This is a genomic window from Streptomyces sp. NPDC086549 (assembly GCF_044746205.1).
GTDB lineage: Bacteria > Actinomycetota > Actinomycetes > Streptomycetales > Streptomycetaceae > Streptomyces.
In genome coordinates, this window is record NZ_JBIVBS010000037.1 from 1 (window position 1) to 26,051 (window position 26,051).

Sequence of the window (26,051 nt, forward strand, 5' to 3'; positions counted from 1 at the left end):
CCCGCTCCGCGTGAGCGCACGCGGGACGCTCCGCGTCCCGCCCAATCCCGGGGCGAAGCCCCGGGATTGACGCTCCGTCCGCTCCGCTCCCGGAACAGCGGGGCAAAGCCCCGCACGGCCCTCCGCTACGCTCCAGGCCTCACGCGGGTCCGCTCCGCTCCCCCGCACAAGGGCCCTTCGGGCCCGCACCTACCAGGGGCGGGCTGGGGCGGACAACTCCGGACTGCATCCCCACCGTGATGCAAAATGTAGAACTGGCAGAAACAGCCTACCCCCGCAAGGCCACAAGCCCTACGTCGAAAAACATACGAGGTGGGCATCTCAAAATTGAGATGCCCACCCGGAAGAAGATTTAGACCACGGTCAGAGAGAACGCCTTCTCCATCAGAGCGTCCGAGGTGCCACTGATGATCCGCTCGGCACGGGCGGCCATTTTGTCGCCCGGGGTCTTACCCCGGGCCGGGGCCACGTGGTTGGCGTACTCGGTGAGGGCGTTGTAGCCGGCCCACCGCGTGCCCCGGATACCGGCCTGGGTGTCGGCGCGCTCGAACAGGTTCGAGATCGCCCCCCAGCGCTGCCGCTGGTTGGTCTTGGCACGGGCACTGTCGTTGTCCTTGACCGGCCACAGCTCATCGACGACCGACCTCAGCTCGTTGAGCGTCATCTCGGCCTCAATCATGCGCTGAGCGGCCCTCTCGAACTCCTCGGCGTAACGGAACGTCAGGCCGAGAGCGCTGCGGGCCTGCGCGATCCGGCTCTTCGCTCCGGCGGTGTGCCGGACCACGAAGCTGGAGCGGGCTCCCTGGATCGCTGCGCGCTGGGTGTTGGCACACACCACGCGGATCGGTGTGACGACGATACGGAAGGCTGCGCTGCCGTCGTGGCTGTTGAACGCCGCGATGTACAGGTCCACTTCGTCGTGCCCGCCGATCGTGAGGGACTGGGGCATCTTCATGGTCAGGAAGACCTGACGGCCGTTCTTGAGCGATCCGGCGGTCTCGAAGTGCGCGCCGGACTCGTCGGCCAGGAGGTTGAGAAACTCGGCATGCTCCTCGTTCTGCACCGGGTGGTAGTCACTGCCGACCACCCCGAGCGTCTCCGTCCGGCCGGTCCTCGGGTGCGTGCGTGCGGTCGCGAAGTGCTGCGCGACCTCCACGGGCGTGGTGCCGTCGGCCGTGAGCTCGGTCGCGGTCAGGGGCAGCAGCCGCACGTTCCAGCGGTCCAAGGCCGCGAGGCGCATGGCCTCCTCGGCAGTCATCGCACCCTCAGTGACGGTACCCAGCCTGTGCCAGGCACTTTCACGCGCGGAGACAAATGCGGCAGTGCCATCGGTGAACTGCTCGATTTCGTGAGCCATTTCGTTCGCTCCTGTGTTGGTGGCGTCTTCGGCGTTGGGCGGTCTGCCACAACCACCCGACGAGACAACTATACCGCACTTGAATCACTCAAGGGAGGTTTTCACGCGCAATCGACGGTGAAATTCCGCAGTTCAAACGGTGTTTGGGCGGTCGAGGGCGGCGCGGTGCGGGGGTGGTCGGCGGCCCCATAGGCGCGGAGCGCCGAGGGCAAGGTGCCAGGCAGCGCGAAGCGAGGGCGCAGGGCGCGAAGCGCACTGGGACCGGCTGCCGGGCACCGCAGTGCGCGAGAGTGCGCAGCGCTCGGTCCGGGACGGCCGCGAAGCGGACGCCCCGGACGCGCAGCAAGGGGCAGGGGCCGCGAAGCGGCCCCTGCCCCGCCGGCGACCGCCCCCGCACCGCGCCGCCCTCGACCGCCCAAACACCGTTTGCCAGCTGGATGTCACAGTGCGAGGGCGAAGCTGCGCCCTTGTCCGGCTGCATGCCAGCGTGTTCCGTTTCGGGCACTCGAGCGGGATGCATCCTGATAGTCGCTACCGCGGGCGTCGCGCCTCGCTGCGGGGCTCGGCTGCTCAACCGTCGGCCGCGATGCCGACCGCCAACCGACAGTAGAAGGCGAAGTTCACGGCCGACGTCCACTCGGGTTCGATATTCGAATACACTCAGAAAACGGACCAGGGGAGATTATGTGATGCCGGGCATTCAGCTTCGAGAACATCAGATTACGGCGACATCCTGTATCCGAGATTGGGCGGGATTTCCTGCACGTTCTGTGGTGCCCCCCTCGGGGGCGCGGGCCACGCTGGTGTCCGCAACCGGCTCGGGGAAGACGATCACTGCCGCCACAGCCGCGCTCGACTGTTTTCGGGGCGGGCGGATCCTCGTGATGGTGCCGACCCTCGACCTGCTGGTGCAGACCGCTCAGGCCTGGCGCCGAGTCGGCCACCACGGGCCCATGGTCGCAGTGTGCTCCCTGGAGAGCGACGCCGTCCTGGACGCGCTCGAGGTGCCCACGACCACCAATGCGATCCAGCTCGCGCTGTGGGCGGGATCCGGGCCGGTGGTGGTCCTGGCAACGTACGCCTCCCTGGTGGACCGGAAAGACCCCGACGACCCCACAGGCCAGGCAACCCTGCCCGGGCCCCTGGAGACGGCTCTCGCGGGCGGGCCACGGCTGTACGGGCAGACCATGCAGCCCTTCGACCTGGCTGCCATCGACGAAGCCCACGCCACCGCCGGCGCTCTCGGCAAAGCCTGGGCCGCCATCCACGACCAGACCCGCATCCCCGCCGCCTACCGGCTCTACCTCACCGCCACCCCCCGCATCCTCGCCTCACCCCAACCCGTACGAGGCCCGGACGGACGCGAGATCGAGATCGCCTCCATGGTCTCCGACCCGGACGGCCCGTACGGCGAATGGATCTACGAACTCGGGCTCGCCGAAGCCATTGAACGCGGCATCCTCGCCCCCTTCGAGATCGACGTTCTGGAGATCCACGACCCCGAGCCGGAGGCCGGGGCCTCGGAGGAGGAGGTGCGCGGCCGGCGCCTGGCCCTACTGCAGACCGCACTCCTCGAACACGCCGCCCAACACAACCTGCACACCGTCATGACCTTCCACCACCGAGTGGAAGAAGCCGCCGCGTTCGCAGACAGCGTGCCCAAGACGGCCGCCGAGCTGTACGCCACCGAGGTACCCGAGCAGGCCCTCGCCGACGCCGACCAGCTGCCGGCGTCGGCGATCGACGCCCGCTTCTACGAGCTGGAGGAGGGCCGGCACGTCCCACCGGAACGGGTGTGGTCGGCATGGCTGTGCGGCGACCACCTCGTGGCGGAGCGGCGCGAGGCGATCCGGCAGTTCGCCAACGGCATCGACGGTGCAGGGCGCCGGGTGCACCGGGCGTTCCTCGCCTCCGTCCGCGTCCTCGGTGAAGGCATCGACATCACCGGCGAGCGGGGTGTGGAGGCGATCTGCTTCGCCGACACCCGCGGCTCCCAGGTCGAAATCGTCCAGAACATCGGCCGGGCCTTGAGGCCGAAGGCGGACGGCATGATCAAGGTGGCCAGGATCATCGTGCCGGTCTTCCTGGAGCCCGGCGAGGACCCGGAGGACATGGTCGCCAGCGCCTCGTTCCGCCCGCTTGTGGCGGTGCTCCAGGGCCTGCGCTCCCACTCGGAACACCTTGTCGAAGACATCGCCTCCCCCGCCACCGCCAGCGGCCAACGCAAAGTCCACGTCCAGCGCGACGCCGACGGACGCATCATCGCCACCACTGCCAGTGCGGAAGCCGAGGGCCCGGCCGACGAGACCGGAGGCCGAACGCGGTCGGCGCTCCTCCACTTCTCCAGCCCCCGCAACGCGGCAACCATCGCCGCATTCCTCCGCAACCGCGTCTACCAACCCGAATCACGGGTATGGCTCGAGGGCTACCAAGCCCTCAGGCGCTGGCGCGCCAAGCACGGCATCACGGGGCTGTACGCCGTCCCATACGACACCGAGATCCCCGCCGGAGTGACCGACTCGTACCCGCTCGGCAGGTGGGTCCACCAGCAACGCAAAGCCCGCCGAACCGACATCCTCGACCCCCACCGCATCCAGCAGCTCGACGCCGAAGGCATGGTCTGGGAACCCGGCGAAGAAGCCTGGGAGAACCGGCTCGCTGTCCTGCGCTCCTACCACCGCGCCCACGGACACCTCGCCCCGCGGCAAGACGCGCTGTGGGAGGGCCCCGACCCGAACGGGCCGGACGGCACCAGCGTGCCCATCGGACAGCTGATCACCAACCTCCGCCGCCCCCACGGACTGGGCAAAAACGGCAAGCGTGCCGAGACCCGGGCGACACAGCTCGCCGCCATCGACGCCGACTGGGACTGCCCCTGGCCGCTGGACTGGCAACGCCACTACCGCGTCCTCGCCGCCCTGGCCAGCGACGAACCCGGCGGCCGGCTGCCCGACATCGCACCCGGCGTGATGTACGACGGCGACGACCTCGGCACATGGATCACCCGGCAACGCCGCAACTGGACGCAGCTGTCCGAGGAACAGCAGCACCGACTGACCGAGCTCGGCATCGAAGCCGTACAGCGGCCGCTATCAACCCCGACGACCAAGGGCCACGGAGAGGCTGGAAGGAGGCCTTCAGTAGCCTTCCAAAGGGGCATCGCCGCACTCGCGCAGTACATCACCCGCGAAGGCCACCACCACGTCCCGCGCGGCCACACAGAGGTGCTACCGAACGAGGCGGAGCATCGTCTGGGCGTGTGGATCACCAACATCAAGACAAGGCGAGACAAACTCACCCCCGAGCAGCGGGCCGCACTCACCGAACTCGGCATCGAATGGGCGGCCGGCTAGCAGCGTGGTACGGGGGCTGACTTCCAGAAACCCGTCGCCGCCCTGTGATCGCCGCCGATATGGTCGCTCGGCACAGAGAGGGTTGCCCATGAGCAAGAAGGTCGTGAAGCTGCCGGACATCCCCGGGGCCGGCGAGGAGCTCGAGGATTACATCGCCGCACTGTTCCAGGCGTCGGGTCACTTCGTGGAGAAGCAGATCGTCGAGTCCGATCCGGCTGACCTCCTCGAGCTCGACATCTTCGTCACTGACTACACGCCGGACAAAGCCATGCAGCGGCTGATCGAAGTCAAGGGCGGGAAGTGGGGCTTCACAGACTTGTTCAAGGTCGTCGGGTGGATGCAGTACTTGGACCTCCAGCACGGAGCGTTCTTCATCACCCGGTGGGAGGACCGTAAGTCCGCTCCACGCAAGATGGAGCCTCTCGGCCTGGACGTCGTCTGCTTCGATGACTTCACGACGGCTCCGCAGTTGTTCGAGGAGAAGGGGTTCGGATCCTTCGTGGAGCCGAGGCTCATCGGCTTGTGGCGGCACTCCTACGGCGTTGAGCGTAAGTTCGTCAAGGTCATCAACGGTCTGGCAAGAGCGGGGGCTGGCGGGGCTATCGCAGCAAAGACCTACCACCGCCAGATCAACAACGGCACCTTCTTCGCCAGGGCCCCTGAAGAGTCGCTGGCGATGCTCTACGAGGCGTATGGAGATCACCCGAAGCTGACCCTCGGCTACGCACACGAGATCGACGGGGGAGACTTCGACCCTCACTCCGAGTCGACCGAGAGCCCGAGCTATCAGGCGATGCTCCGGGACGGCAAACATCCCGAACTTCAGGCGTGCATGTACTTCGAGCACCGCGCACGACTCGCCATCCTCAAGGCCGCCGTGGACTACGCGCTCGCGCACCCCGACGGCCCTCCGGAGCTCATGTCGGAGGACGGGAAGTCGTTCTTCTTCCAAGGGCTGACCTACCACGCTCTCCCGAGGACGTTCCACGACGGCATGGAGTGGTTGCGGGAACAGCCGAACTTCCGGCGTTACGCGACCTTCTGGCAGCAGTTCCTGTGGGGATGGGGAGGGTTCTACCTGGAGGACAGGGAAGGACAGGAGTTCGAGTGGATGGCGGAGTACTCCGGTATCCCAGCGGACGAGATCCCCACAGCGCTTGAAGCCTTCGACCGCTTCTTCCCGATTCCGAACGGCTGGTTCACCACGCCGGGCTGGACCGACATCCACCTACTCAAGATGGTCCCGCTGACCTTCCAGGGGATCGGTGCCCACCAGCGCCGTATCCAGTACAACCTGGTCGACAATGTGTCCGCGCTCAAACCGAGCGCTCCATACACGATCGGCGACCTCGCAAAGCGCATCAACTGCACGGTCGACTTCCTGCTGTAGACGGTGTGTCCGCAGTCCGCTGGGCAGCACAGGCCCCTCCTTCGCCCGCCGGCGATACTCACGGCGCCGATGGGGGCACCCTCGACGGGAATCAGCCCCGGCGGCCTACTGGATCCCGTCGGGTCGTACGGTTCTTGGTCGGCGGTGCACCCTTCGAGCAGTTCGGTGAAGACGGTACGGAAGACCGTGACATCGCGGCGGCAGGCCCCGAGCAGATCCAGGTACTCCTCTACCGGCCAGCTGGCCAGCGTGCCGGAGCGCGAGAGGTAGAGGCCGACTGTGTCGATCCGGTAGCGGTCGTCTGTGTCGAGCAGCACGTAGCCGGCCAGCTGCCACGCTTCGGCCTGGCGGAGCGTGCGCGTGTACCGGGTGCTCTTGAAGTCGAGCGGCAGCCCGTCGACGGCCAGGTCGGCGTCAGGGCGATCCGGTCGGTGGGGAATGTGAGTGCCGGAGTGCAGTCTTCCGGCCGTGTGCGGGCCCGCAAGGCGGCCAGGGGGCCTTCTGAGGCTTTGTGGAGCTGGGCGACGAGGTCGGTCACCATGTCGCGGTGCGGGAGGTCCAGCAGCCGTTCGAGGGTGAAGGCGGCGGGGTCTTCGCGGGCGGTGATGGCCAGCGGCGTGTAGGCGAATCCGATCGGCGTGCGGTAGTTGACCTGGTACCACGCGGCAGCGATCAGCAGGCGGGCCAGGTCCTCCTCCTCGTCATGGGCCCGATCCATCGGCAGCTCGCGGTTGTCGAGGTGCCGACGCAGCACCGTTTCCTTCAGTCGCTCGGCGAGTTCTTCGCCCACGGCCCGCATCTGCCGACCCGCTTCGGAGCCGTCGCTGCTAATGAGCAGGAAGCCGGCGCGTGCGATGGGGTCGACTGGCTGGGCAGCGGTGAACGCCAAGCGCAGCCGGTAGTCGATGGCCGTGCCAATGGTGCAGGCCTCCGTGCCGACGCCTGGCCCCGGCAGCAGGATGTGGCTGCTCTGGTTCCGGGTTGATGGCACTCGTTGAAATCGGCTCTGTCCGCAGTTCCGTGAATCCCCAGGTCAGCGGCAGGAACGCGGGATCGTTTCGGCAACGTACTTCCTGCCGTGGCGAGCAAGACGGTTGAGGATGTGCTGTTTCCCGGGATCGACGTGAGGGTGGAGGGGGTGAACGACTCCTCCGGCATCCTGGTGGTGGAGGCGATGTCGACGGCCCGCCCAGCCCGGTGCCCGAACTGCCGCAAGCAGGCCCGCCGCGTACACAGCACCTATCAACGCACCCTGGATGAACGGCCGTTGGGATCACGCCGGGTCATCGTCCGGCTGCGAGTGCGCCGGTACTTCTGCGACCGGAAAAGTTGTTCCCGCACGACCTTCGTCGAGCAGGTGCCGGGCCTTTCCACGCGCTACCGCCGGTCCAGTACCGGGCTGGCGGGCTGGCTGCGTTCGATCGCGATTGAGCTCGGCGGCCGTCCCGCCGCACGGCTATGCCGCCGACTGCGGCTGACCGCCGGCCGGACCCGGCTGCTCAGGCTGCTGACGGCGCCGACAGTGCCGGACCGTGCCCCGCGGGTGCTGGGGGTGGACGAGTTCGCCTTCCGCAAGGGCTGCACCTACGGCACCGTGCTGGTCGACGTCGAGGCCAGCCGGGTCGTGGACGTGCTGCCCGACCGCACCTCCGAGACCTTCGCGGCCTGGCTCACCGAGCATCCCGGAGCCGAGATCATCTGCCGGGACCGGGCCACGGCCTACACAAAGGCGGTCAAGGACGCCGCCCCCGACGCCCTCGAAGTCGCGGATCGCTGGCACCTGCTGCAGAACCTGTCCGCCGCGGTGGAGAAGACCTGCCATCAACACCGCGACTGCCTGCGCAAACGCGCCAACGAGGAGACTGTGACCGAGGTGCCGGAGCCACCCACGATGCTGTTGCCGCCCACGGAGCTGCCCCGCACCCAGATCATCGAACGCACCCGCCACCGCTACGAGGACATCCACCGACTGCTGGAGAAACGCTGGACGATCAGCGCCATCGCCCACCGTCTCAACCTCGACCGCAAGACCGTGCGCCGCTTCCGCGACACCGACCTCGACGAGCTGCTGGCCTCCGCCCGCGACCGCCGACCCAACGGCGTCCTGGAACCGTTCAAGGCATACCTCAACGCCCGCTTCGCCGAAGCACAAGGCCAGGTCAGCGGCACCCGACTCTTCCTGGAGATCCAGGCCCGCGGCTATCGCGGCAGCCGCCAGGTCGTCCGCAAACACCTCGCCGCCCTCCGCGCGGGCACCGCCGAACCGGTCCGGGCCGACATCCCAAGCCCCCGCAAGATCACCTCGTGGATCATGCGGCCCCGGGAGACGCTCACTGAAAGCCAGGACGAGCGCCTCCTCCAAGTCCGGCTTGCCTGCCCGGACATCACCCGAGCCTGCGACCTCGCCCGCGCCTTCGCCGACATGGTCCGTCACCAGCGCGGATACCTGTTGCTGGAGTGGATCCGGCAGGCAGAGCAGGACGCACCGAAGCCCATGAATGGCTTCGCTGGCTTCCTCCGCCAGGACCTCGACGCGGTGACCGCCGGCCTGACCCTGCCCTGGAGCTCCGGGGTCGTCGAGGGGCACGTGAACCGGGTGAAAACGCTCAAGCGGGCTATGTACGGTCGAGCGTCGTTCGAACTCCTCCGGGCCCGCATCCTCACCCGGTCGTGGCCTGCATCAACCGCCCAATGACTGCCCTCATTGCCAGAGGTCAGCTCCGTCGCGCCCGCTGGGATCCATTGTCAGGAGGTCTTCATGCAGGCCCGACAAGGCCCGCCCAGTCGGAGAGCCATCTTCGTCCTGGCCGTTGCCCTCGACCGGGGCCGCTGGTTCTGGTGGCCGGGCAGCCTGTTACCTACTACACGCACCGCCCAAGAGAACATCCTCTCCCGCAAGGTGGCGTGAGAACCCCGGGCCGGCCGTAGCATGAGTTGGGTCATCACGGACACTGCTGGACAGGAGGGGGCAGATTGGCTGAGGTCGTCGCAGTGCATGTTCCAGAAATGGCTTTGATGGATGTGGTGTTCCTTCACGGGCTTGACGGCGATGCGCGCAAGACGTGGACGTTGAAAGGGAAGGGAAAAGGTAGAGGTCAAGAGACATCGTCGTTCTGGCCCGCGTGGCTGGCGGAGGACTTCGACGGTGTGGCTGTGTGGTCGGTGGGCTACGAGGCGTGGTCGTCAGGGTGGCGGGGCCGTGCGATGCCGATGCAGGACCGAGCGGTCAACTTGATGGCCCAGTTGCAGAACCGGGGCATCGGGCAGCGTCCCTTGTGTTTCGTCACCCACAGCATGGGCGGATTGCTCGCCAAGGAGATTCTGCTGCACGCGGCCGAGGGACGTACGGACTACGCCGCGTTCGCGACGGCCGCCCGGGGTGTGGTCTTCCTGGGGACCCCGAACACCGGTTCAGGCGTGACCCGGGTTGTCGACTCCCTCGGAATCGTCTACCGGGCTACCGAAGCGGTGAAGGACCTCCAACGCAACAGTGCCCATCTGCGTCACCTCAACGACCGTTATCGCGACTGGGCCTGCGAGTCTGGAATCGGCAACCTGGTGTTCTTCGAGGCGTACCCCACCAAAGGGGTGCGGGTCGTTGACGAAACATCGGCCAACCCGGGCCTACCTCGTGTCCGGCCGATCCCCGTCGACGCCGACCACATCGGCATCTGCAAGGTGGCCGATCGCGATTCCCTGGTGTACGGCCAGGTCAAGCGATTCATCACCGGCATCATCAGTACCCACGTCGATCATGCCTCATCGCTCGAATCCACGGACGATGCGCGCCGGGACGCCGAAGAAACGCCTGGAGAGCGGGCGCTACAGGTAAGGGCGTCGCGTCCTTACCTACTGCTGGAAACGGAGAGAGCGATCGGCCGCGCCGCGCTGCGCGCCGACATCAGCGAATTCCTCTCCCGCCCGGCCGAAGGCAACGCAGTGTCCACGGCGAGATTCGCGACGAACGACACTGCGGTCATGCTGCTGATCGGTGTCCCCGGCATCGGCAAGAGCGCACTGGCCTGGGACGCCTGGAAGGCTCTGCGGTCGGAACCTGGCAGGGCGGAGCGCCGACAGTTCTGGTACTCGTTCTATGACGGCTGCGGTGCTGGGAGTTTTCCAGGCTTCTTGCGGGAACTCGCCGCCTTCCTCGGGATCGGACCCGCGGAAGAAGTGACACCGGACAAGGTCGTCCAGGCGCTGTCCGAGCAGAGCACACTCCTGTTCCTGGACGGGATCGAGCGTTGTTTGCGGTGCTACCAACGGCCTCTCGCCATCGGTGACCTGGAGGCCGCGCAGGTGCAGGCGACGAACCCGACGCAGTGGACGGAGAGCGACCTCGGTTTCGCCTCCGATGACGCGTACCGCTTTTTCGTGCAGCTCACTGATTCCGACGTGTGCCGGGTGCTGGCCACCTCCCGGGTCGTCCCGTCCGACTACTTCGCGAGCGGCGGGGGTCTCCGCGCCGGAGTGGTCAGCCGAACCGTCGGAGCACTGGATACCGCGGAGACACAGGGACTGCTCGCGGCGGTGGGCATGGACATCACGCCGGTCGACGCGGCCACCGTCGCGGCCACGTTCGGTGGACACCCGCTGGCACTGCAGCTCCTGGCCCGCCAGACGAGACGGTCGGTGGACGCCCGGAGGGACCTGACTGGTTGGCTGCGTGCTAGGGGGTACGCGCTCGCTGGCGGGCAGGGAGCGGTGGCGATCAGGGAGCGGCTGTTCGCGAACGCCGCCGCGCAACTACCGGTCGAGGCGCGGCTAGCCGTCTTCGCCGCCGGCGTGATGGGCGGGTCCGTCGATCTGGCTGACCTCGGGGCTCTCATGTTCAGGGAGGAGGCGGACGACGAGGCGTTGGGCCGGCTCATCGAGACGATCAGTGCATCCGGGCTCGCTCAGGAGACCGCCGACGGCCGACTGGCCTGTCATCCGCTCAGCGCGCTGGTCGCCGCTGATCAATCGCCGCCCGATCGCGTGGAAGAGCTGGTGAAGGCGATCGGAGACCAGCTCCGCGGTCGTTTCGAGGAGATGAGCGTCTGGGACGACGGCTATTATCAGTGGTTCACCCGTGGCCAGGTGTCCGACCGGGCGGAGGCGATGGCGTACTGCCGCGCTCTCGTCAGACTGCGTGAGTGGCAGGCTGCCGCGACGTTCTATGCCGAACAGCTGCACCATCCGATCTGCTGGGTAGTGGGCGCCAACTTCGACGCACTCAAATTGCTCCGCGAATTGATCTCCGGCCTGGAAACAGAACCCTCGTCAGGCGGGCGCCGCTCGGACGGGGAGGTCGAGAATCACCCCGACCAGTTCAAACCCTTCCTCGCACACTTCCTCCTCATGACCGGTCGGATCGAGGAGGCGGGCTCGGTACTCGATTCCATGACCGACGGCCGGGACTGGATCATGACCCGCCTCACCGCGGGCCACGTGGCGCTGCACCGCGGTGACGCTGCGGGTGCCCTGGAATCAGCTACGACCGTACTGCATGACACCAGGGTGAGCATGGCCTACGTCACCGGTGAGGATGTCGACATGATGGGCTTGATGGCGGGCCGCCACGAGTACCTCATCAACGAGCATGTGTCGGACTTCATCGAGGCGGCCGTCCTGTGCGCGCGGATCCTGTTGTTCGGCGGCCGGCCGGCCGAGGCCGCGCTGCTCATCTTCGAAGGATTGCGGATCAGGAAGGCCGTCCACAAGCAGTGCGAGGGATGCCAGGGGCTTCTGGTGAGAGCCGCCGCGGAGTTCCTGCTGGCCACCGACGATCTCCCGGCCGCCGTCGAGGCCGCCGCGCTGGGCAAGAGACTGCAGGAGGGCCAAGGCAAGTCTCTGCAGGGCTTGCTCTCCGAGGTTCTCGTACGGGCGGCTGAGACCCGGGCCGACACAGCCGGCTCCCCGACGTCCTCAGCCGCTCTGGCTGATTTCCTCGGCGAGGCGGGCTTCGTGCTCTACCAGCTCATGTTGCAGGCCGCGTCCGGCTCCCCTGTCGCTGTGCGCGGGTTGGAGCAGGCGGGTGCCGTATTCGCCCTCTCCTGGCTCGCGGGTGAAACCCGTCCGCTTCCCGAGGCGCAGGTGAGCCGGTGCGTGGGCTGGCTTGTCGGTGATGAGTGCACCGACCTCCCCGAGTCTGAGGACGAGACCCTCGCCATGACACATCGCGCCCTGGCGTCCGCGGGCCGCGAAGCCCGGGCGGTGACGCCTGCCGTGCTCCGGGTCAACGCCCGACAGTGCCTCGCCGAAGGCAACGCCGACGGTTACCGCACCGCTATGGAGGCCGCGCTCGACCTTGACCCGTGCGATATCGAGAGCCTATGCGCTCTCGCGAGCGCAGCGGCCCGTGCCGGGGATGACGAGACTGCCCTCCGTCGCCTACGTGAGCTGTTCGTCGTCTATTCGAGTGTGCCCGCGTACAACTTCGCTATCAGCCTCGTCACGAGCGATGGTCCGCTCGCCGACGGTCTGCGTAAGATCCTGTCCGCCTTCGCCCGTGCGGATCAGTGCACGCAGGGAGCGTATGTGGCACTCGCCGAGATGGAACGAAAACTGGGCAGGGAGAGGGCGGCAAGCCGTTGGGAGCAGCTCTTTGAAGCTGTTATGCCCCAGAACCGTTTTCTCGGCTACGCCAAGAACGTGGAGCTGCCACCGCATGCCTGGTGAGCGTCCTTCGGTGGACGACGAACGCGGTGCGTCACCGGCCGCGGGCGCACAGCCGGGCTGGATTCACGCAATCGCGGCCAGAGCCTTGAAATCGGTCACGCCCTGCTCAGGGGCGAACCCACACACGCTCGATGGATCTCCCCACTCATACGGCACCTGACCTGGGCTCGGATACCACGAGGGAGGGACTGGATCAGCCGTGCATGCCGATGGTCTTCCGGATCCAGCCCGCGTAGGCGGGCACGCTGCTGTAGAGACCCTGCCTGGCCGCGCAGGTAGGGCTGGGGCACCGGGGGCCCGACGCGGTCCCGAGGAGCTCTCACCGCCGGCCCTTGCCCCCGGCGGATCTGCGGTCGCCCGGAGTACGTGAAGCACCCCGACGGGTTCACTGCAAGGCAGGCCGAAAAGGTTCTCGACGTCGTCCACAAGAACCCTGCCCCGACTTCTCACCAGTCCGCACTCGAGCCAGGTCCCGATCACGGCGGCCGTGCTCAGACAGTGGCCCCGTTGAGAGAGCTGTCCTGGGGCGGAATCTTCGAAAGCGGCACAGACCGCCCCTCCCGAACATCCGCAAGCGACCCACCAGAGAGCTTGAGGACGAGCGCCGCCTGAAGCTGCGCCTTGAGCTCGATGTCAACGACCTCGCCTGCCAGGCGGATTGCCGTCTCGGTTTCCCTCTCCCGCTTCATGTCCTGCCGGAGATCAGATGTCTGGCGCTGCATGTGGCCCATGGCCGTGTCGGCGCGACGATGCGCCAACTGGCCAATGATTGTGGACACCAGCCCCGCTACGCCAGCAACGGCAGATACGTACAAATCCCCCGTCGTCTCGGCCTTCCAGATCGCCAGGACAACCCCGCTCAGCAGCACCGCAACACCGAGGGCTGAACAAGAGAGGCTGAGCGCGGTACTCCGCCGCGCTTGCGTAAGACCCCACGCGTAGTACTCGATCAGCAGCTCTGCGAATCGATCGTCGTCCACACGCTGCTCGCCAGCCTTGGTTGAACCAGACAAGGGAGCGTCGGGCGCGACGTGCAGATCGCCATTCACATTGATGACGCTGGGCTCGGCGTCAGACCCCATGATGATCGAACGCAGGCGCTTGCGTTCCTCGTTTGTGTCCCTCTTCAGCGTCTTGGTGGTGAAGGCAGCCACGGCTATGCCGAGAGACATCGCCCCGATCAACGCCCCGGCGACCGTAGCCAACGTCGACAAAGCATCCAGCGTCATTGACCTGCCCCCCAACTAACAGCTCTAGCAACCAGGTTGAATGTCAACAGGGTGCCGCAGCCACACCTGTCATGGCCAATCGGGCGACGGTCAGGCGACTGCGATTCCCTACCCCCGTGTCTAGGCCTACACGCCAGTATTTCCAGGGGAGCTACAGTGGGCCCGCCACCGTGCCCTGTAGGTCTGTCCGACGCCCGGATGCCCGAGCCTGACCCGGCCGGAAGATGCCCGCCTGCCAAACCGAAGCTACCCACGCCCACCCCCACCACAAGGACGCCAGCCACGGCAAATGCTGGCGCGACACCAGAACAGCCCACCTCCAAGATCATCCGTACTGCGAGTGCGAGGAATGCTTGACCCTGCCTCCCCCACTGATCCATCCGGGCGGCGAGCCCTGCGAAGTAGGGGTAACCCCAGGGCCTTCGGCTCGCCGGTACACCTGAGGCCAGGGAGCTCACGCAGAGCGACCTGCTCACTCCACGGGGAGGCGGCCTCGCCAAGACGCGCAGCGCGCTCGTTGAAATTCCCCACTCTGTTGAACGTCAGAGCGAGTGAGGCGACGAGCGGCCCTGACCGATTTCAGGGATTCCCATCAGGGCCCGGAAACTCTTACACAGCGGATGCGCACCAGCGGACAGCTCGCGGTCCAGGAACCGTCGCAGTGAAGTCCGCGGACAGTGCAGTCCGGACGTCAAACTCATAAGGTCACCGCCTTGGGCAACAAGCGCCACCAGGGCGCGGTCGAGTGCTAACCAGGACGGTAAGCAACAGGACTGACAACCCGTCACCCATACGAAGTAACCAGAGATATCCGCATATCAGAGATTCACCGAGCCGTGTGATCCCGACGTCTGGATACGGACGGACCACGGTGGATACCCGCTGCCAGGCAGCGGGGACCGCACGTCCGTGAGCGAGACGTGGATGGCGGCCAGGACCGCGCACGCACGCGACGCTCGTACAGCGCTGGTCAGTCTTGGCGTGCCATGTCCGTGCCCGGTTTCACGGTGTGCCGGTCGCGTGCCTCAGGGCGCCCCTCCGGTGGCATGGGTAGCGGGTGGTCAGCCTTTGTCGGCGCAGTGTCAGTAGTCCTCGGGTGCGCGGGGTGCATCAGAGCCCGCCTGCGCGTAGAGCCGGCGAATCGCGTCGACGAGGTCCTGGTGGTCGTCCAGGTCGACGTTGTCGCTGTCGATGGCGTAGCCGACGAGGCTGAACATCTGGTGGATCAAGCGGGCGTATTTGACCGGGGTCAGTGGAGCGGGCCGGGGGGCCGGAGAGTCCTGGCACAGGTCTGCGGTGAGCTGCTGCACGGCCGCTTCGGCCTCGTGGTGGGCCTCTTCTGCTGTTACTGCTTCGACGAGCTTGGCTGGCCAGGGTGTGCGTACGGGAGCCGGATCGGTTTCGCCGTTGCGGCGGGCGTGCAGGACGGCCACCTGGTTGGCGCGTGCGACTTTGGGGCAGGAGTCTGCGCGCTGCTGGAGGTCGGGGACGGCGGCCAGGCGCCGTGCCAGGGCGATGATCTCGCGGGAGTGGTCGGTGGCCCAGCGCTGCTCGGCTTTGCGGTCGCGCTGAGTGCGGGCGGCCTCAACCCGGTCGCTTTGGGTCAGCGTGTGGCCGACGATGCCGTCGATGTCCTGACGTAACTGCAGGTAGCGGCGTTCGGCTGCCTGCCGGCTGCGCACCTCCAGGGCGGGGGCCAGGCGCGACCAGGTGATGTTCTTGCGGCGGGCGGCGGAGATGAGCCGCGGCTCATCGATCTGGAGCTTGTCCCTCAAGGCGCGTTGCACGAGAAGTGCCGCCAGCAGATCGGTTTCCTTCAGGTCCTCCAGGACGCCGTACTCGATGCGTTCGAGGATCCGGTCGTACTTGGCGGCGATCTCCATCAGCGCCTGGGTGTGTTCTAAGTCGCGAGGGATCTTGGCCAGTTCGCCCATCCATGCATCGGGGTCAGGCGCCTCGGGGTCTTTCAGGTATTCCCAGGCGTCAATTCGGTGTGTCTCTGCTTCCGGCTGTCGCGGCGTCGTCTTGAGGACGACGCTTTTTGTCGTCCTCAAGACGACGCTATGTGGTTCGAGCACAGAAATCTCCGGTGAAATCAGTGTGCGGTGGAAGTCATTCGCTGATGTCGGCAGCGTTTTCCTGGTCCTGCCGAGGACGCCTGCGCCGACGCCAGGCTCTGGTCAGGGCACTCGCAAGGGCACCCGTGGCCAGCACCAGAACGCCGGCGACGTACTCGGGCCAGGCCTGGGTCATGAGATGGTCCAACATTGCAGTTCAGCGCCCATGTGGGTGGGCCAACTCCTTTACTGGGTCGCCGGGAGAGCTTTGCGCTTTCCCGGATGGACAGGCGGGCCAGGGCCCTGTCACGCGTGTCGCCGCTCTCTCGGGGCGCGTCCTGGCATGGCTGAGGTGAAGCCGCCGCCGCCATACATTCTTAGGCCGCTGGCAGCAGTCTCACGGCCGGTTACCGGAGAATCGGGGGGTAGCGAAGCCTGGCGAATAATCAGCTTGTACAGAAATGCTGGATAAGAGACTTTCTGTCCATTACCGATGAACCCTCAACCGGAATTGACGCCTCAGCACATGGTGATCCGGGTATCCGCTCTCAGCCCTCCTGCAGGGGCTGTCGTGGCCCCGGGCGCACTGCGCCGCGCGCAAGCGCAGCGGGCCCGACGGGGCACTGAGTGCCTCCTTCGCCCGGTCCGCCTCTCGTCAATGATTGAACCAGGCGCAATCAGATCAATACTGTCCGTAATATTTCCGGGCGGTCAGGGTGCACGTTCGGGCCGTCCCAGGCGCTTGATGGGTGGAGGCAGAGGTTGCCTCTGGTGCCAGGGATTCAAGGGGAGGCGGCACCGATGGAACAGGTACAGGGGAGGACCCGTGCAGCACACCGCTGCCGCGTGGCTGATCGAAGCCGCGCTCGCCCTCAGGGTGTTCGGACCGGACGTGATCCGGGGATGCCGCCGCCTGCTCACCGCAGGCGTCCGGGTCGGCATCACCCAACTGACCAGCGCCCGCACCCCCGACCGTGCTCCCGGACGCGAGGGGGAGGCCCGTTGAGCGGCGACATCAGCCCGGACGAGGCCGCCGGCACGGTCGGCGCCCCGCGCGCTGTCCCGATCGACCAGTGGGACATGGCGGCGCAGCTGGCGTACTGGGGTTTCCACCAGCAGCGCCGCATGGACTACATGCGCTACGCCTACCTGCAGCTCGGCTCGGACGCCGATGCCGAGGAGGCTGTCGACCTGACGTTCGACCAGGTCATGGACCGCTGGCTGGGGATGCTGCAGATGGAGAACCTGGAGGGCTATGCATGGACGATCCTCAAGCGCCGCATCATCGACATGCACAGAAAGCGCCGGCGCCGCCCCGAGCTGATGGAGACCGCCGCGTTCGAGGCCGCGCTGGCCGGCCACCCCGAGGACCCCTACGACACCCTCACCGACACCATCGCCCTGTACGCCGCCGTCGCCGCGCTCAGCGAACGGCAGCGTGATGCGATCCTGCTGCACTACGGCATGGGCTTCACCGCAGCCGAGGCCGCCGTACTGATGGGCAACGAGGAAGCCACCGTCCGGTCCCAGCTCCGCACCGGCCGCCAGCGCCTCGCCACCCTGCTCAAACTCCCCTCCCCGGAGCACCCCGACGGGAAGAACCGCTCATGACCTCGCTGCAGCCCGAACACCGCACCACCATCGACGACCTCCTCGCCAAGGCCCTCACCCGCAACCGCTACACCGCCTACGACATCGCCGCCGCCGAAGCCAGACTCCGCAGCCGCCAGGCCGCCCGCCACCGGCCACCGCGCCAGCGCACCGCGGACGCCGCCCCCACCCACACCGAGTGGACCCCGCCCGACGACGAGCGCACCCCCGACGCCGACCGGGCCTGGTGGGACCTCAACGCCGTCTGCCTGCTGGTCCTGTTCGGACCCGACGCGGACGGGCAGCTCGCCGAATTCATCGCCGGCCAGTACGCCGACAAGACCGGCGCGCTCGTCTTCGCCTGCCTGCTCCACCTCGCCGACGACAGCAGCGGCGCCCGCTTCTGGTGGCGCTTCGCCGCAGGAGTCGGCCACCAGCTCGCCGAATACTGCCTCTTCCTCGACCACGCCCACAGCGGCGAATTCCACGACGCCGACTACTGGCGCCGCCAGCTGGTACGGCACCACTTCGAGCCCGTCTACATGTGCGGCGACCGGCACACCGCACCCCTGCTCAACCCGCCCTGCATGGACCAGGTCCACCCCCACATCACCCGCCAGCAGCACCCCGAGATCGGCAGCGTCCCCCTCCCCCAGCCCGCCCTCGTCCACCAGCTGCGCCACCTCACCACGCTGCTGTAATGACAGGCCCGGCCGACACCTGACCAGGCACCGGCCGGGATCCGTTGCTGCGACTTTCCACCCCGGCAAGTGAGCCGGAAGCTGTCTCACCCGCGGGCTCCCGCAGCAACCGGTACGCAGATCACGACCCGTCCGTGATCTTCGAGAGGAAGCCCTGTGCGTCTTCCCCGCACCGCACGCCCTGCGGCCGCCCCGCTCGCCCCCAACACCACCCACGCGGTAACCACCACCCCGGCCCATCCCACCTTTGCCCAAGCGCTGCCCGCCCGGAAACCTCGCCTTCTTGGCAGGCGGGCGACCGTCAATACCGGACCGGGGACACACCGCATCCGAGGGTAATTCCCGCCCCGCCGCCACCCGTGCCAGTAGTCGTCAACCATGATCACCTCACGCCTGTGGCGGCGTCTGGCCGCTCCCGCACTGCTGTCCCTGTCCCTGCTCACCCCGGTCACCGCTCCGCCCGCCTCCGCGGCAACGCCGACAGCTGCCGCCACGCATACCAGGACCGCTCCGGCGCTGCGGCGGGACCTTCCCGAACCGCCGACCGTGGACGTCGCCCGCAAGGAACTCGGCGAACTCACCATCGCGGACCCGCACCCGATGACCGGGTACTCGCGATCCAAGTTCCCCCACTGGATCACCCAGTACGGCACCTGCGACACCCGTGAAATCGTCCTCGCCCGCGACGGCCAGAACGTCATCCAGGACGACCAGTGCCGCGCGACCGCCGGAACCTGGGTCGGCGCCTACGACGGGAAGGTGTCCTCCAAGCCGTCCACCGAGGTCGACATCGACCACATCGTCCCCCTCGCCAACGCCTGGCGATCCGGCGCCGACCTGTGGGACACCGCCACACGCAAAAGGTTCGCCAATGACCTCGACAACCCCCAGCTGATCGCGGTGTCCGCATCGTCGAACCGGGCCAAGGGCGACCAGAGCCCCGACCAGTGGGCCCCGCCGCTGCGCTCCTACTGGTGCACCTACGGCCGGGCCTGGACCCACGTCAAATACCTCTACACCCTCAACATCACCCTGCCGGAGAAGACCAAGCTGACCGAGATGCTGGACACCTGCGCGTGAATGCCCCGCCCAGCCCCCGCCAGTACATCGACCGGGTCACCGCAGGCCCCGGCGGCGCGATGACCGACGAAGCCGGCGTCATCACCGGGGACCTGACCGTCGCCACCCACCTCCAGGCCGACGGCCACGCGGCACGCGTGACCATCCAGTACACCGGCGCCGACGAGTGGTACACCCTGTCGGGTAGCCCCGCCCCCATCCCGGCCGGCGGCCTCGCCGCCTACCACCGCGACCTCCTCGGCCGCATCCGCCGCGGCGGCGGCACCACCGCCACCTGACCCCAGCACTTCGGTCCGCCTGCCCAGCCACCCACCGTGTGCGGTTGGGCCGGACAGGCGGGCACAGGGCGAGCATCCCCAAGGCACGGCTGCGCCGTCGGCGTGAGGCAAAGGTGTGACCCCGTGCGGCGTGCGAAGCGAAGCACGGGGCCGTGAGAACCCCACTGTCCTGTCAGAGCGGGGCAGCACGACCGTACGAGACCATGTGCGAAGTCCGCACGCCGAGCAGTACACGGGAGTGAGAGCGGGGCTAGGAGGCGAGCTCGTCCAAAAGACAGGTGCCGGCGGCGCGGACGGTGCCCGAGGCGAGGCCGGTCAGGTTGGCGCGGGGGTTGTGCCTTGAGCACCTCCAAAGCCCCGGGAGCGTGTCGTGCGACCGTGGATGGCTACTGACGGTGATGATCTCTTCAGGGCAGATCAGGATCAGGACCATCCTGGTCGAGCTGCCGGACGGCTCGGGTGAGGTTGCGCAGCAGAGTTCGGACGGTAGCAAGGTCGGCCTCGGGCATGCGGGCGGCGATGCGCCGGTGTGATGCGTACGCCCGCGCACTGATCGCCTCTAGGGCCCGGCGGCCGTCGGGGGTGAGGGTGAGCAGGGGTGAGGTGCGGTGGTCGGGGTTGGCCGTGAAGGCGGCCAGGCCGTCCTTGGTGAGTTCGTTGGCGATGCGCTGGACGTTCTGCCGAGCCACTCCCAGCCGGCGAGCCGCGCTCGGGACGCTCATGGGCTGCTCGGAGACCACGCTCAGGACCTGCCAGCGTGCCTGGGTCTGCCCTTCGGCCGCTGCGATGACCTCCCCGCTCCTGCGTAGTGCCCCGGCGGCCTCGTAGATGTCGGCGACCAGCAGGGCCATCTCGTCGGACATGTGCACACCCTCCAGATTGACATCATGATGTCTAGATGGAATTCTAGTGTCATCTTAGCGTGCCAGGTCGCCCCCGGGCAGGCCCGAACCACCACAAGGAGCATTCAAATGAGCATCGCGATCGAGAACCTGAAGGCGGCCCGCGAGCGGGCGGCGGCCGTCCGTCTGAAGGTCGGCGGATTCCCCTACCTCGCCGAGGCCCTGCGCCAGGCAGGCGTGCGTACCTACCAATGCACCGTGCCGGCCGGCAGCAGCGTCTACGTCACTGACGCCGGCCCCGTGGTCACCCAGAACGCGCCGATCGTGGACGGCATGGCGGACATCGCCCCCTGGGACGAGGAGGCCCTGATCGCGGCGATCCGCGCTGACCAGGCGGGAGAGACCAGCTACCCGGAATTCGTGAGCGGCTGCTGGAGCGCCGGCGTCCTGCACTACGAGGTCGATCTCGCCGCCCGCACCTGCACCTACCACGGCGTCCTCGGCAACTCGTACACCGAGTCCTACCCGCACGTCAGCATCTGAGCCGAAGAGCACCACATGGACAGGAACCTCGCCGTGCCCAAGCGCAACCCTCACACCGACTCCCCGCCGCCCGACAGTTCCGTGCCCCGGTGTGCGTGGGCCGAGCACGGCAGCCCGGCCGAGCGGCAGTACCACGACACGGAGTGGGGCGTCCCGCACCACGGGGAGGCGGCACTGTTCGAGATCCTCTCCCTGGAGGGAGCCCAGGCCGGGCTGAGCTGGTCCACCATCCTGGCCCGCCGCGACGGCTACCGCCGCGCCTTCGCCGGCTTCGACGCCGACACGATCGCCGCCTGGGGACCCGAGGTGATCGACCATCTGGTCCAGAACCCCGGCATCATCCGCCACCGGGGGAAGATCGCCTCCGTGCTCGCCAACGCCCACGCCCTGCGCGCACTGCGCGAGGACGGAGCCGACCTCGACACGTTCCTGTGGTCCTACACGGGCGGCACGCCGCTCCAACCCCGCTACGCGAGCGCGGACGAGGTCCCCTCGACCACGGACACCGCCCGCCGGATCAGCCGCGACCTGAAGAAGCGCGGATTCCGCTTCGTCGGCCCGACCGCCGCCTACGCCCTCATGCAGGCCGCCGGACTGACCAACGACCACACCACGGACTGCCACCGCCACACTGAACTGACCCCCCGCCCCAGCGAAGGGGCACAGCCATGACGTTCGTCCCCTCCAGCGGAGCGGCCATCGCGCGGGCGCAGGACGCCGAGACCGTGGGCGCCCTCCAGCACCAGCAGCCGTGGACAATCGACCCCGCGCACGGGAATGGCCGGTTCGTCCGGATCTCGGCTGGCCATGAAGCCCCGGACAGGCCTTCACAGGCCCGCATACGCCTTGAGTGCACTGCCATGCTGGGCAACGCCAACAGCAGCCTGGACGTCCTCTTCGACCTGCTGCTTTGGATCGATGGCCAGAGGATCGCAAACGACCTGTGGGTGCAAGCCTGCTACGAGACAGTGCGCGCTCTGGTCCAGCACGCCCTGCCCGCCCTCACCGAGGAACTTCTCGGCACGGCCGTCATTCCGACACCGCCCATCGAGCTACACATCGCCTCCGGCGTGCAGGCACAGCCGTCGCTGGAGAACACGCTCAACACCGACTTCCTCGGGCAGCGGGCCGGAGCTGGAAGCCTCCGCGGCGGCAGCGAGTACCTGGACGAGGAACTCGTGGCCACCGGTGACCTGTCGAACGCGGTCACCGAAGCCCTGCGCAACATCGCGCTGGACTGGCGTTACCTCCACCCGGACTTCCCGGTCCTGCACAGCTGACCACTCCACGAGCACATGCCGCACCAGGCATAGTCGCCGTCAGGTGGAACCACGCGAGACTGCTTCGGGACGTTGGTGCCCACTGGCTACGCGAAGTGGCGCGCCGCACGGGTGGAGGCGGAGCTCGTGCCTACGCCGGATCAGGCGACGGGCAGTTGGCCGAGCGGCCGGTCCTTGTCGGGCTGCGCTATGAGGATGGCGGCCACCTCACTGTCGCTCGTGAAGGATGGTCCCTGCCAGGCCGCCGAGGCGGGTGAGGGCTCCAGCTGGATGTCGGTTCCGAACGATCGGGCCGCGTCGAAGAGCACCTGCAGCTTGTGGACACTTGCCAGATCGAGCGCTCCGATGCAGGTGCTCCACGTGTGGGTAGTGGAGTCGTACGAAGACACGGAGCGCAGCACGGCCCCAGCTGCTGGTGCCAGAGGGTGTCGTCGGCAGAACCGTGATCCGGAGCAGCCAGCAGTTGCTCGAGCGCAGGGTCGGTAATGACGTCATCCTCCGACCGTAGAGCGCGCTTCTGACAAAGGGCACCAGGGTGCCGCATCAACGGAGCACGCTGGTCAGCTGAACACGGCCTCATTTGCAGCACATGCCGAACGGGCCGCGTCGGCGTTCACCCAGGTAACGGCCCTTGCTTCGACGCCAGGAGGGCGCATGAGCGCCATCGACCCCGCCTCCGGAATCCGCCCGGACTGGTGGAGCGACAATACGTACTTGCATCTTCAGGGCTTCGGCGTAGTTTGATGTCGTCCGTTTTGATCATGTGAGGCCAAGAAGGGCAAGGGGCCGGGTTTGGTCTCGGGCTGCCCGTCGGAGGCCGGAGGCGATGTTGCGGGCGCCGGTCAGGCGGAGAGCTCCGATCGCGAGGTTTCTGCAGGTGGCCATCGCTCTGGGCGTGTTTCCGGTCCGCAGCTGGGAGGCGTCCTCGGCGAAGGTGACGTCCCTGACGTGGTGCAGGGCCTCGACGGTCCAGTGCCCTCGGATCAGTCGGGCGAGCTGAGCCGGGTCGGCTTGCTCGGCGGTGAGGCTGGTGACCGCGTAGACGGTCTTGAGGCTGATCTTCCCGGTCTTGCGGTGGACGCGGCGGCGGACGATCTGGACGGCCTGGCGGGCGCCGGGGAAGAGCAGGTTGTTGACCGTGCACACCTTCAGCCGGCGGATCTCCTGGCGGCCGTGACCGGTCGCACGGGTCCTGTCCTGCAGTGGGATCTGCGTCCAGGGAAGGGACTTGAGCTGCCGACGGAGCTTCTTCGTGTTGCGCTTGGCGATCACGATGTAGTGGGCCTGCCGGTCGAGCAGGTAGACAGCGTGGTCATGCTGGGTGTGCATCGCGTCGCTGGTGACGACTGTGCCGGCCAGATCCTCGAGGGTGTCGAGCAGAGGCCGGAAGCGGGTGATCTCGTTGCTCTTCTCACCGACGTCCATCTGGGCCAGGACCAGTGCGTTCACGTGGTCGCAGGCGGCCAGGAGGTGGATCTTCCGTCCCTTCGCGCGGGCCGCACCCCGCAGCGACTTCCCGTCGACCGCGAGCCCTCGCAGCCCTTGTCCCCTGGTCTGCCGGTCCGCGAGCCAGGCTCCGACCGCTCGGTCCAGAGCGTCCGCGTCGATTCTGGCGAGCAGTCGCCGGATCGTGGATTCCGCGGGCCAGGACCGTTTCGGGACCAGCGGGTCGACGGCCGTGCCGAGCCGTTCGAGCAGGGCCGGCGGTGCGTCGGCCACCCATTCACTCACCGCGAGCAGGGATCGCGCTCCGGCGAGGACCGCGCAGGCCGTCAGTGCCAGGAGCGTGACGAGAGGGTGCCGTACTCCCCGCGGATCCCGCGGGTCCGGGACCTGCGCGAGGCGTTTCAGCAGATCCGGAAGATCGCTCCCGGACACTTCCGGATGCGGTCTGATCTGTTCAAAGGCAGGGGAGATCAGAGATGATGCGTCGGCAGGCACGGGCAGTCCAAGGTCACAGAGCGTAGAGAACTCCATGATCGCGGACGTCCGTGCCTACTGTGTACCGAACCCCGCCCAACATGACGAGACGTCAGCAACGGGCGTCAGCCGACTACGCCGAAGTCCTGACCGAAGAGGGCGCGGTAGTACGCGACTTCCGGTTCGCGCTCCATCCAGATGTTGCCGGTGGGGGTCTCCGTTGTTGCGTTGTCGGACCATCCGGTCTGTTTCCGATGCGCTCTTCGAGATGCACGACGAATGGAACGCCTTACCTCGCCGCCACCTCCCCGAAGGTGATATGGGTGATATCTACCGTAAACTCTCTTTTAGTTCCTCCGCGCTACCCAACGCACCGAAATGCAACCGCCAGTTGATCCCCAAAACCATGACGAGGGACACTACCTGGCGGATGCGTGTTCCCGACCGAGTGGCACTCGCTTCGATATCCTCCCGTGCAGGTCATCGGAGGCCATTTACCCAAAGATTACTGGGCAGTTGACCTCAGGGTTTCGTGGTAGCGTCCTTGTTCGGAGGGACAGTGCAACCTGAAAGGGAAATCGTGAACACGGAGAAGATCGCCGCTCGCCGCCTCTCGCTGGAAGAGGTGACGAAGCTCGGCGTGAAGGACAGGCTCTTCGTTTCCGCCGACACGGCAGAACTTAAGCTTCCCGACTGCTATGTCCCTGCTTTTCTGACCAAGTCCGGTGAGGATTTCGAGGGCGGCTCGATCACGGCGAGAACCGTATTCCAGGAAGAGGTCTCCTGCCTTCCCGACGACGAGAATGAAGCCGGAATCTACTTGGCCGACGAGAACGGCTCAGTGACCATCGAGGTCCTCCAGTCCGCCGGTGTCGTGCTGGACCTGGCACTTTTCGTCCCTGGTGGGGACAAGGGGGCCCTCACGGCCCTTTACGCTGCGGCCCGGCAGGCGTTCGGCGCCGACATCGTGCAGATCTGGCGCCAGGGCCTCAAGGAGGTTCCCGACGTGAAGGTCGACATCTTCGAGGAGCAGATTCCCCGGGGGCGCAAGGGGAGCGACAGCCCCAAGCGTGACCGTCGCGCGATCGACACCTACCCCACCCGTGCGGACTTCATCGAGTTCTCCGCGGGGTGGAAGCCGGTCGTTGAGATTCACAGGCCGATTGTTGACGACACCCCGACCATCTGAGGCGGCGTTACCTCTCGGTCTTGGCCTGAGAGAACGCCGAGAACGCATGCGCCGGACCCGGTCGACCCCTGAGCGGCCCAGGGAGCCGTCGGAAAATAACTCACGAACGCCGAAGCGCCGTTCCACTCGATGACCTCGCGAGACAGCCCGCCTGACCAAGATCAAAGCCTGAAGTTATTCTGCGACAGTCCTCAGGGCTTCGGCGTAGTCGAGTGACGTCCACTTCGTGCTCAGGCGAGGCCGAGGAGCGTGAGGGGTCGGCGGGCGTCACGCGCATTGCGGCGACGGCCGGAGGCGATGTTCTTCGCGCCGTTCAGTCGCAGGGCGCCGACCGCGAGGTTGCGCCAGGTCGCCATAGCGCGGGGTGCGCTGTCGGTCCGCCACCGCGCACGCGGTCAGGTCGAGGACGACGGCCAGCGCGTGCCGCACTCCTCGCAGCCGGATCATCTGCTATCAGCCCGAACGCCCAGCCCAGCCGCTCATCCCATGCACGAGCGTCGTCCGCATCTGCACCTGTCTCTTCAGCCACGCAGGGGATCATCCCCCGGCACTGTCGGCTGGCTCCGCCCGACGGTGCGCGGA

The 26,051-nt window shown here is 67.2% G+C and carries 21 protein-coding genes; 13 read left to right on the forward strand and 8 right to left on the reverse strand.

The window, feature by feature from the left end:
• Positions 1-352: 352 nt before the first annotated feature.
• The gene (locus tag ACIPSA_RS49430; RefSeq protein WP_402648368.1) at positions 353-1,357 is read right to left on the reverse strand and encodes a DUF932 domain-containing protein; all 1,005 of its coding nucleotides are present in this window, start codon (positions 1,355-1,357) and stop codon (positions 353-355) included.
• A gap of 689 nt (positions 1,358-2,046) precedes the next feature.
• Between ACIPSA_RS49430 and ACIPSA_RS49435 the strand changes: the two genes are divergently transcribed.
• Positions 2,047-4,710, forward strand: a complete 2,664-nt coding sequence (locus tag ACIPSA_RS49435) for a Helicase associated domain protein (protein ID WP_402648371.1) — start codon at positions 2,047-2,049, stop codon at positions 4,708-4,710.
• 88 nt (positions 4,711-4,798) lie between these two features.
• Positions 4,799-6,100 (forward strand): hypothetical protein, encoded by a 1,302-nt coding sequence (locus ACIPSA_RS49440; protein WP_402648375.1) that lies wholly within the window; start codon positions 4,799-4,801, stop codon positions 6,098-6,100.
• Positions 6,101-6,329: 229 nt separating this feature from the next.
• Here the strand turns inward: ACIPSA_RS49440 and ACIPSA_RS49445 are convergent, their stop codons facing one another.
• Complete coding sequence (locus ACIPSA_RS49445; RefSeq protein WP_402648378.1) at positions 6,330-7,091, reverse strand: hypothetical protein; 762 nt, start codon at positions 7,089-7,091, stop codon at positions 6,330-6,332.
• Between the two features lie 147 nt (positions 7,092-7,238).
• Here ACIPSA_RS49445 and ACIPSA_RS49450 point away from each other — a divergent pair, with 147 nt between their 5' ends.
• Positions 7,239-8,795, forward strand: a complete 1,557-nt coding sequence (locus tag ACIPSA_RS49450; protein WP_402648380.1) for an ISL3 family transposase — start codon at positions 7,239-7,241, stop codon at positions 8,793-8,795.
• Between the two features lie 278 nt (positions 8,796-9,073).
• On the forward strand, positions 9,074-12,760 hold the full coding sequence (locus ACIPSA_RS49455; protein ID WP_402648382.1) for a hypothetical protein: 3,687 nt from the start codon (positions 9,074-9,076) through the stop codon (positions 12,758-12,760).
• A 491-nt stretch (positions 12,761-13,251) separates the two neighbouring features.
• Here the strand turns inward: ACIPSA_RS49455 and ACIPSA_RS49460 are convergent, their stop codons facing one another.
• Both ACIPSA_RS49460 and ACIPSA_RS49465 read right to left on the reverse strand, forming a co-directional pair.
• Positions 13,252-13,989, reverse strand: coding sequence for a hypothetical protein (locus ACIPSA_RS49460; protein ID WP_402648385.1), 738 nt, complete (start codon positions 13,987-13,989; stop codon positions 13,252-13,254).
• 1,082 nt (positions 13,990-15,071) lie between these two features.
• Complete coding sequence (locus ACIPSA_RS49465; protein WP_402648387.1) at positions 15,072-16,067, reverse strand: hypothetical protein; 996 nt, start codon at positions 16,065-16,067, stop codon at positions 15,072-15,074.
• An 805-nt stretch (positions 16,068-16,872) separates the two neighbouring features.
• On the opposite strand from ACIPSA_RS49465, the gene ACIPSA_RS49470 reads away from it, so the two are divergent.
• The 5 genes from ACIPSA_RS49470 to ACIPSA_RS49490 all read left to right on the forward strand — a co-directional run bounded on the left by ACIPSA_RS49470 (position 16,873) and on the right by ACIPSA_RS49490 (position 19,695).
• Positions 16,873-17,052 (forward strand): hypothetical protein, encoded by a 180-nt coding sequence (locus tag ACIPSA_RS49470; RefSeq protein WP_402648390.1) that lies wholly within the window; start codon positions 16,873-16,875, stop codon positions 17,050-17,052.
• The gene (locus ACIPSA_RS49475; RefSeq protein WP_402648393.1) at positions 17,049-17,657 is read left to right on the forward strand and encodes an RNA polymerase sigma factor; all 609 of its coding nucleotides are present in this window, start codon (positions 17,049-17,051) and stop codon (positions 17,655-17,657) included. Before ACIPSA_RS49470 ends, ACIPSA_RS49475 begins: the two co-directional genes overlap by 4 nt.
• Positions 17,654-18,337 carry a hypothetical protein gene (locus tag ACIPSA_RS49480; RefSeq protein ID WP_402648395.1) on the forward strand — a complete coding sequence of 228 codons (684 nt, stop codon included), beginning with the start codon at positions 17,654-17,656 and terminating at the stop codon, positions 18,335-18,337. Before ACIPSA_RS49475 ends, ACIPSA_RS49480 begins: the two co-directional genes overlap by 4 nt.
• Positions 18,338-18,715: 378 nt before the next feature.
• On the forward strand, positions 18,716-19,417 hold the full coding sequence (locus tag ACIPSA_RS49485; protein ID WP_402648398.1) for an HNH endonuclease family protein: 702 nt from the start codon (positions 18,716-18,718) through the stop codon (positions 19,415-19,417).
• A 59-nt stretch (positions 19,418-19,476) separates the two neighbouring features.
• On the forward strand, positions 19,477-19,695 hold the full coding sequence (locus ACIPSA_RS49490) for a hypothetical protein (RefSeq protein ID WP_402648456.1): 219 nt from the start codon (positions 19,477-19,479) through the stop codon (positions 19,693-19,695).
• 407 nt (positions 19,696-20,102) lie between these two features.
• Here ACIPSA_RS49490 and ACIPSA_RS49495 read toward each other — a convergent pair whose 3' ends face one another.
• Positions 20,103-20,558: a MarR family winged helix-turn-helix transcriptional regulator gene (locus tag ACIPSA_RS49495; RefSeq protein ID WP_402648401.1), complete on the reverse strand. Its 456-nt coding sequence runs from the start codon at positions 20,556-20,558 to the stop codon at positions 20,103-20,105.
• Positions 20,559-20,666: 108 nt separating this feature from the next.
• Here ACIPSA_RS49495 and ACIPSA_RS49500 point away from each other — a divergent pair, with 108 nt between their 5' ends.
• Genes ACIPSA_RS49500 through ACIPSA_RS49510 form a run of 3 tightly spaced genes read left to right on the forward strand, consistent with a single transcriptional unit; the run spans position 20,667 to position 22,360 of the window.
• Positions 20,667-21,080: a DUF1398 family protein gene (locus tag ACIPSA_RS49500; protein WP_402648404.1), complete on the forward strand. Its 414-nt coding sequence runs from the start codon at positions 20,667-20,669 to the stop codon at positions 21,078-21,080.
• A gap of 15 nt (positions 21,081-21,095) precedes the next feature.
• The gene (locus ACIPSA_RS49505; RefSeq protein WP_402648406.1) at positions 21,096-21,752 is read left to right on the forward strand and encodes a DNA-3-methyladenine glycosylase I; all 657 of its coding nucleotides are present in this window, start codon (positions 21,096-21,098) and stop codon (positions 21,750-21,752) included.
• Positions 21,749-22,360: a hypothetical protein gene (locus tag ACIPSA_RS49510; protein WP_402648409.1), complete on the forward strand. Its 612-nt coding sequence runs from the start codon at positions 21,749-21,751 to the stop codon at positions 22,358-22,360. Before ACIPSA_RS49505 ends, ACIPSA_RS49510 begins: the two co-directional genes overlap by 4 nt.
• A 140-nt stretch (positions 22,361-22,500) precedes the next feature.
• Here ACIPSA_RS49510 and ACIPSA_RS49515 read toward each other — a convergent pair whose 3' ends face one another.
• Together ACIPSA_RS49515 and ACIPSA_RS49520 are read right to left on the reverse strand one after the other, a co-directional pair.
• On the reverse strand, positions 22,501-22,749 hold the full coding sequence (locus tag ACIPSA_RS49515; protein ID WP_402648411.1) for a hypothetical protein: 249 nt from the start codon (positions 22,747-22,749) through the stop codon (positions 22,501-22,503).
• Between the two features lie 370 nt (positions 22,750-23,119).
• On the reverse strand, positions 23,120-24,337 hold the full coding sequence (locus tag ACIPSA_RS49520) for an ISAs1 family transposase (RefSeq protein ID WP_402648414.1): 1,218 nt from the start codon (positions 24,335-24,337) through the stop codon (positions 23,120-23,122).
• Positions 24,338-24,860: 523 nt separating this feature from the next.
• On the opposite strand from ACIPSA_RS49520, the gene ACIPSA_RS49525 reads away from it, so the two are divergent.
• Complete coding sequence (locus ACIPSA_RS49525) at positions 24,861-25,469, forward strand: hypothetical protein (protein ID WP_402648416.1); 609 nt, start codon at positions 24,861-24,863, stop codon at positions 25,467-25,469.
• Positions 25,470-25,699: 230 nt separating this feature from the next.
• On the opposite strand, the gene ACIPSA_RS49530 is transcribed toward ACIPSA_RS49525, so the two are convergent.
• Positions 25,700-25,825, reverse strand: a complete 126-nt coding sequence (locus ACIPSA_RS49530) for a hypothetical protein (protein ID WP_258572997.1) — start codon at positions 25,823-25,825, stop codon at positions 25,700-25,702.
• Positions 25,826-26,051: the final 226 nt, after the last annotated feature.

What these genes read in the sequence shown, in the direction of transcription:
- ACIPSA_RS49430 (WP_402648368.1), bottom strand. Translation starts at nt 1,357, where the DNA reads ATGGCTCACGAAATCGAGCAGTTCACCGATGGCACTGCCGCATTTGTC.
- ACIPSA_RS49435 (WP_402648371.1), top strand. Translation starts at nt 2,047, where the DNA reads ATGCCGGGCATTCAGCTTCGAGAACATCAGATTACGGCGACATCCTGT.
- ACIPSA_RS49440 (WP_402648375.1), top strand. Translation starts at nt 4,799, where the DNA reads ATGAGCAAGAAGGTCGTGAAGCTGCCGGACATCCCCGGGGCCGGCGAG.
- ACIPSA_RS49460 (WP_402648385.1), bottom strand. Translation starts at nt 13,989, where the DNA reads ATGACGCTGGATGCTTTGTCGACGTTGGCTACGGTCGCCGGGGCGTTG.
- ACIPSA_RS49480 (WP_402648395.1), top strand. Translation starts at nt 17,654, where the DNA reads ATGACCTCGCTGCAGCCCGAACACCGCACCACCATCGACGACCTCCTC.
- ACIPSA_RS49485 (WP_402648398.1), top strand. Translation starts at nt 18,716, where the DNA reads ATGATCACCTCACGCCTGTGGCGGCGTCTGGCCGCTCCCGCACTGCTG.
- ACIPSA_RS49490 (WP_402648456.1), top strand. Translation starts at nt 19,477, where the DNA reads ATGACCGACGAAGCCGGCGTCATCACCGGGGACCTGACCGTCGCCACC.
- ACIPSA_RS49495 (WP_402648401.1), bottom strand. Translation starts at nt 20,558, where the DNA reads ATGTCCGACGAGATGGCCCTGCTGGTCGCCGACATCTACGAGGCCGCC.
- ACIPSA_RS49500 (WP_402648404.1), top strand. Translation starts at nt 20,667, where the DNA reads ATGAGCATCGCGATCGAGAACCTGAAGGCGGCCCGCGAGCGGGCGGCG.
- ACIPSA_RS49505 (WP_402648406.1), top strand. Translation starts at nt 21,096, where the DNA reads ATGGACAGGAACCTCGCCGTGCCCAAGCGCAACCCTCACACCGACTCC.
- ACIPSA_RS49510 (WP_402648409.1), top strand. Translation starts at nt 21,749, where the DNA reads ATGACGTTCGTCCCCTCCAGCGGAGCGGCCATCGCGCGGGCGCAGGAC.
- ACIPSA_RS49520 (WP_402648414.1), bottom strand. Translation starts at nt 24,337, where the DNA reads ATGGAGTTCTCTACGCTCTGTGACCTTGGACTGCCCGTGCCTGCCGAC.
- ACIPSA_RS49530 (WP_258572997.1), bottom strand. Translation starts at nt 25,825, where the DNA reads ATGGCGACCTGGCGCAACCTCGCGGTCGGCGCCCTGCGACTGAACGGC.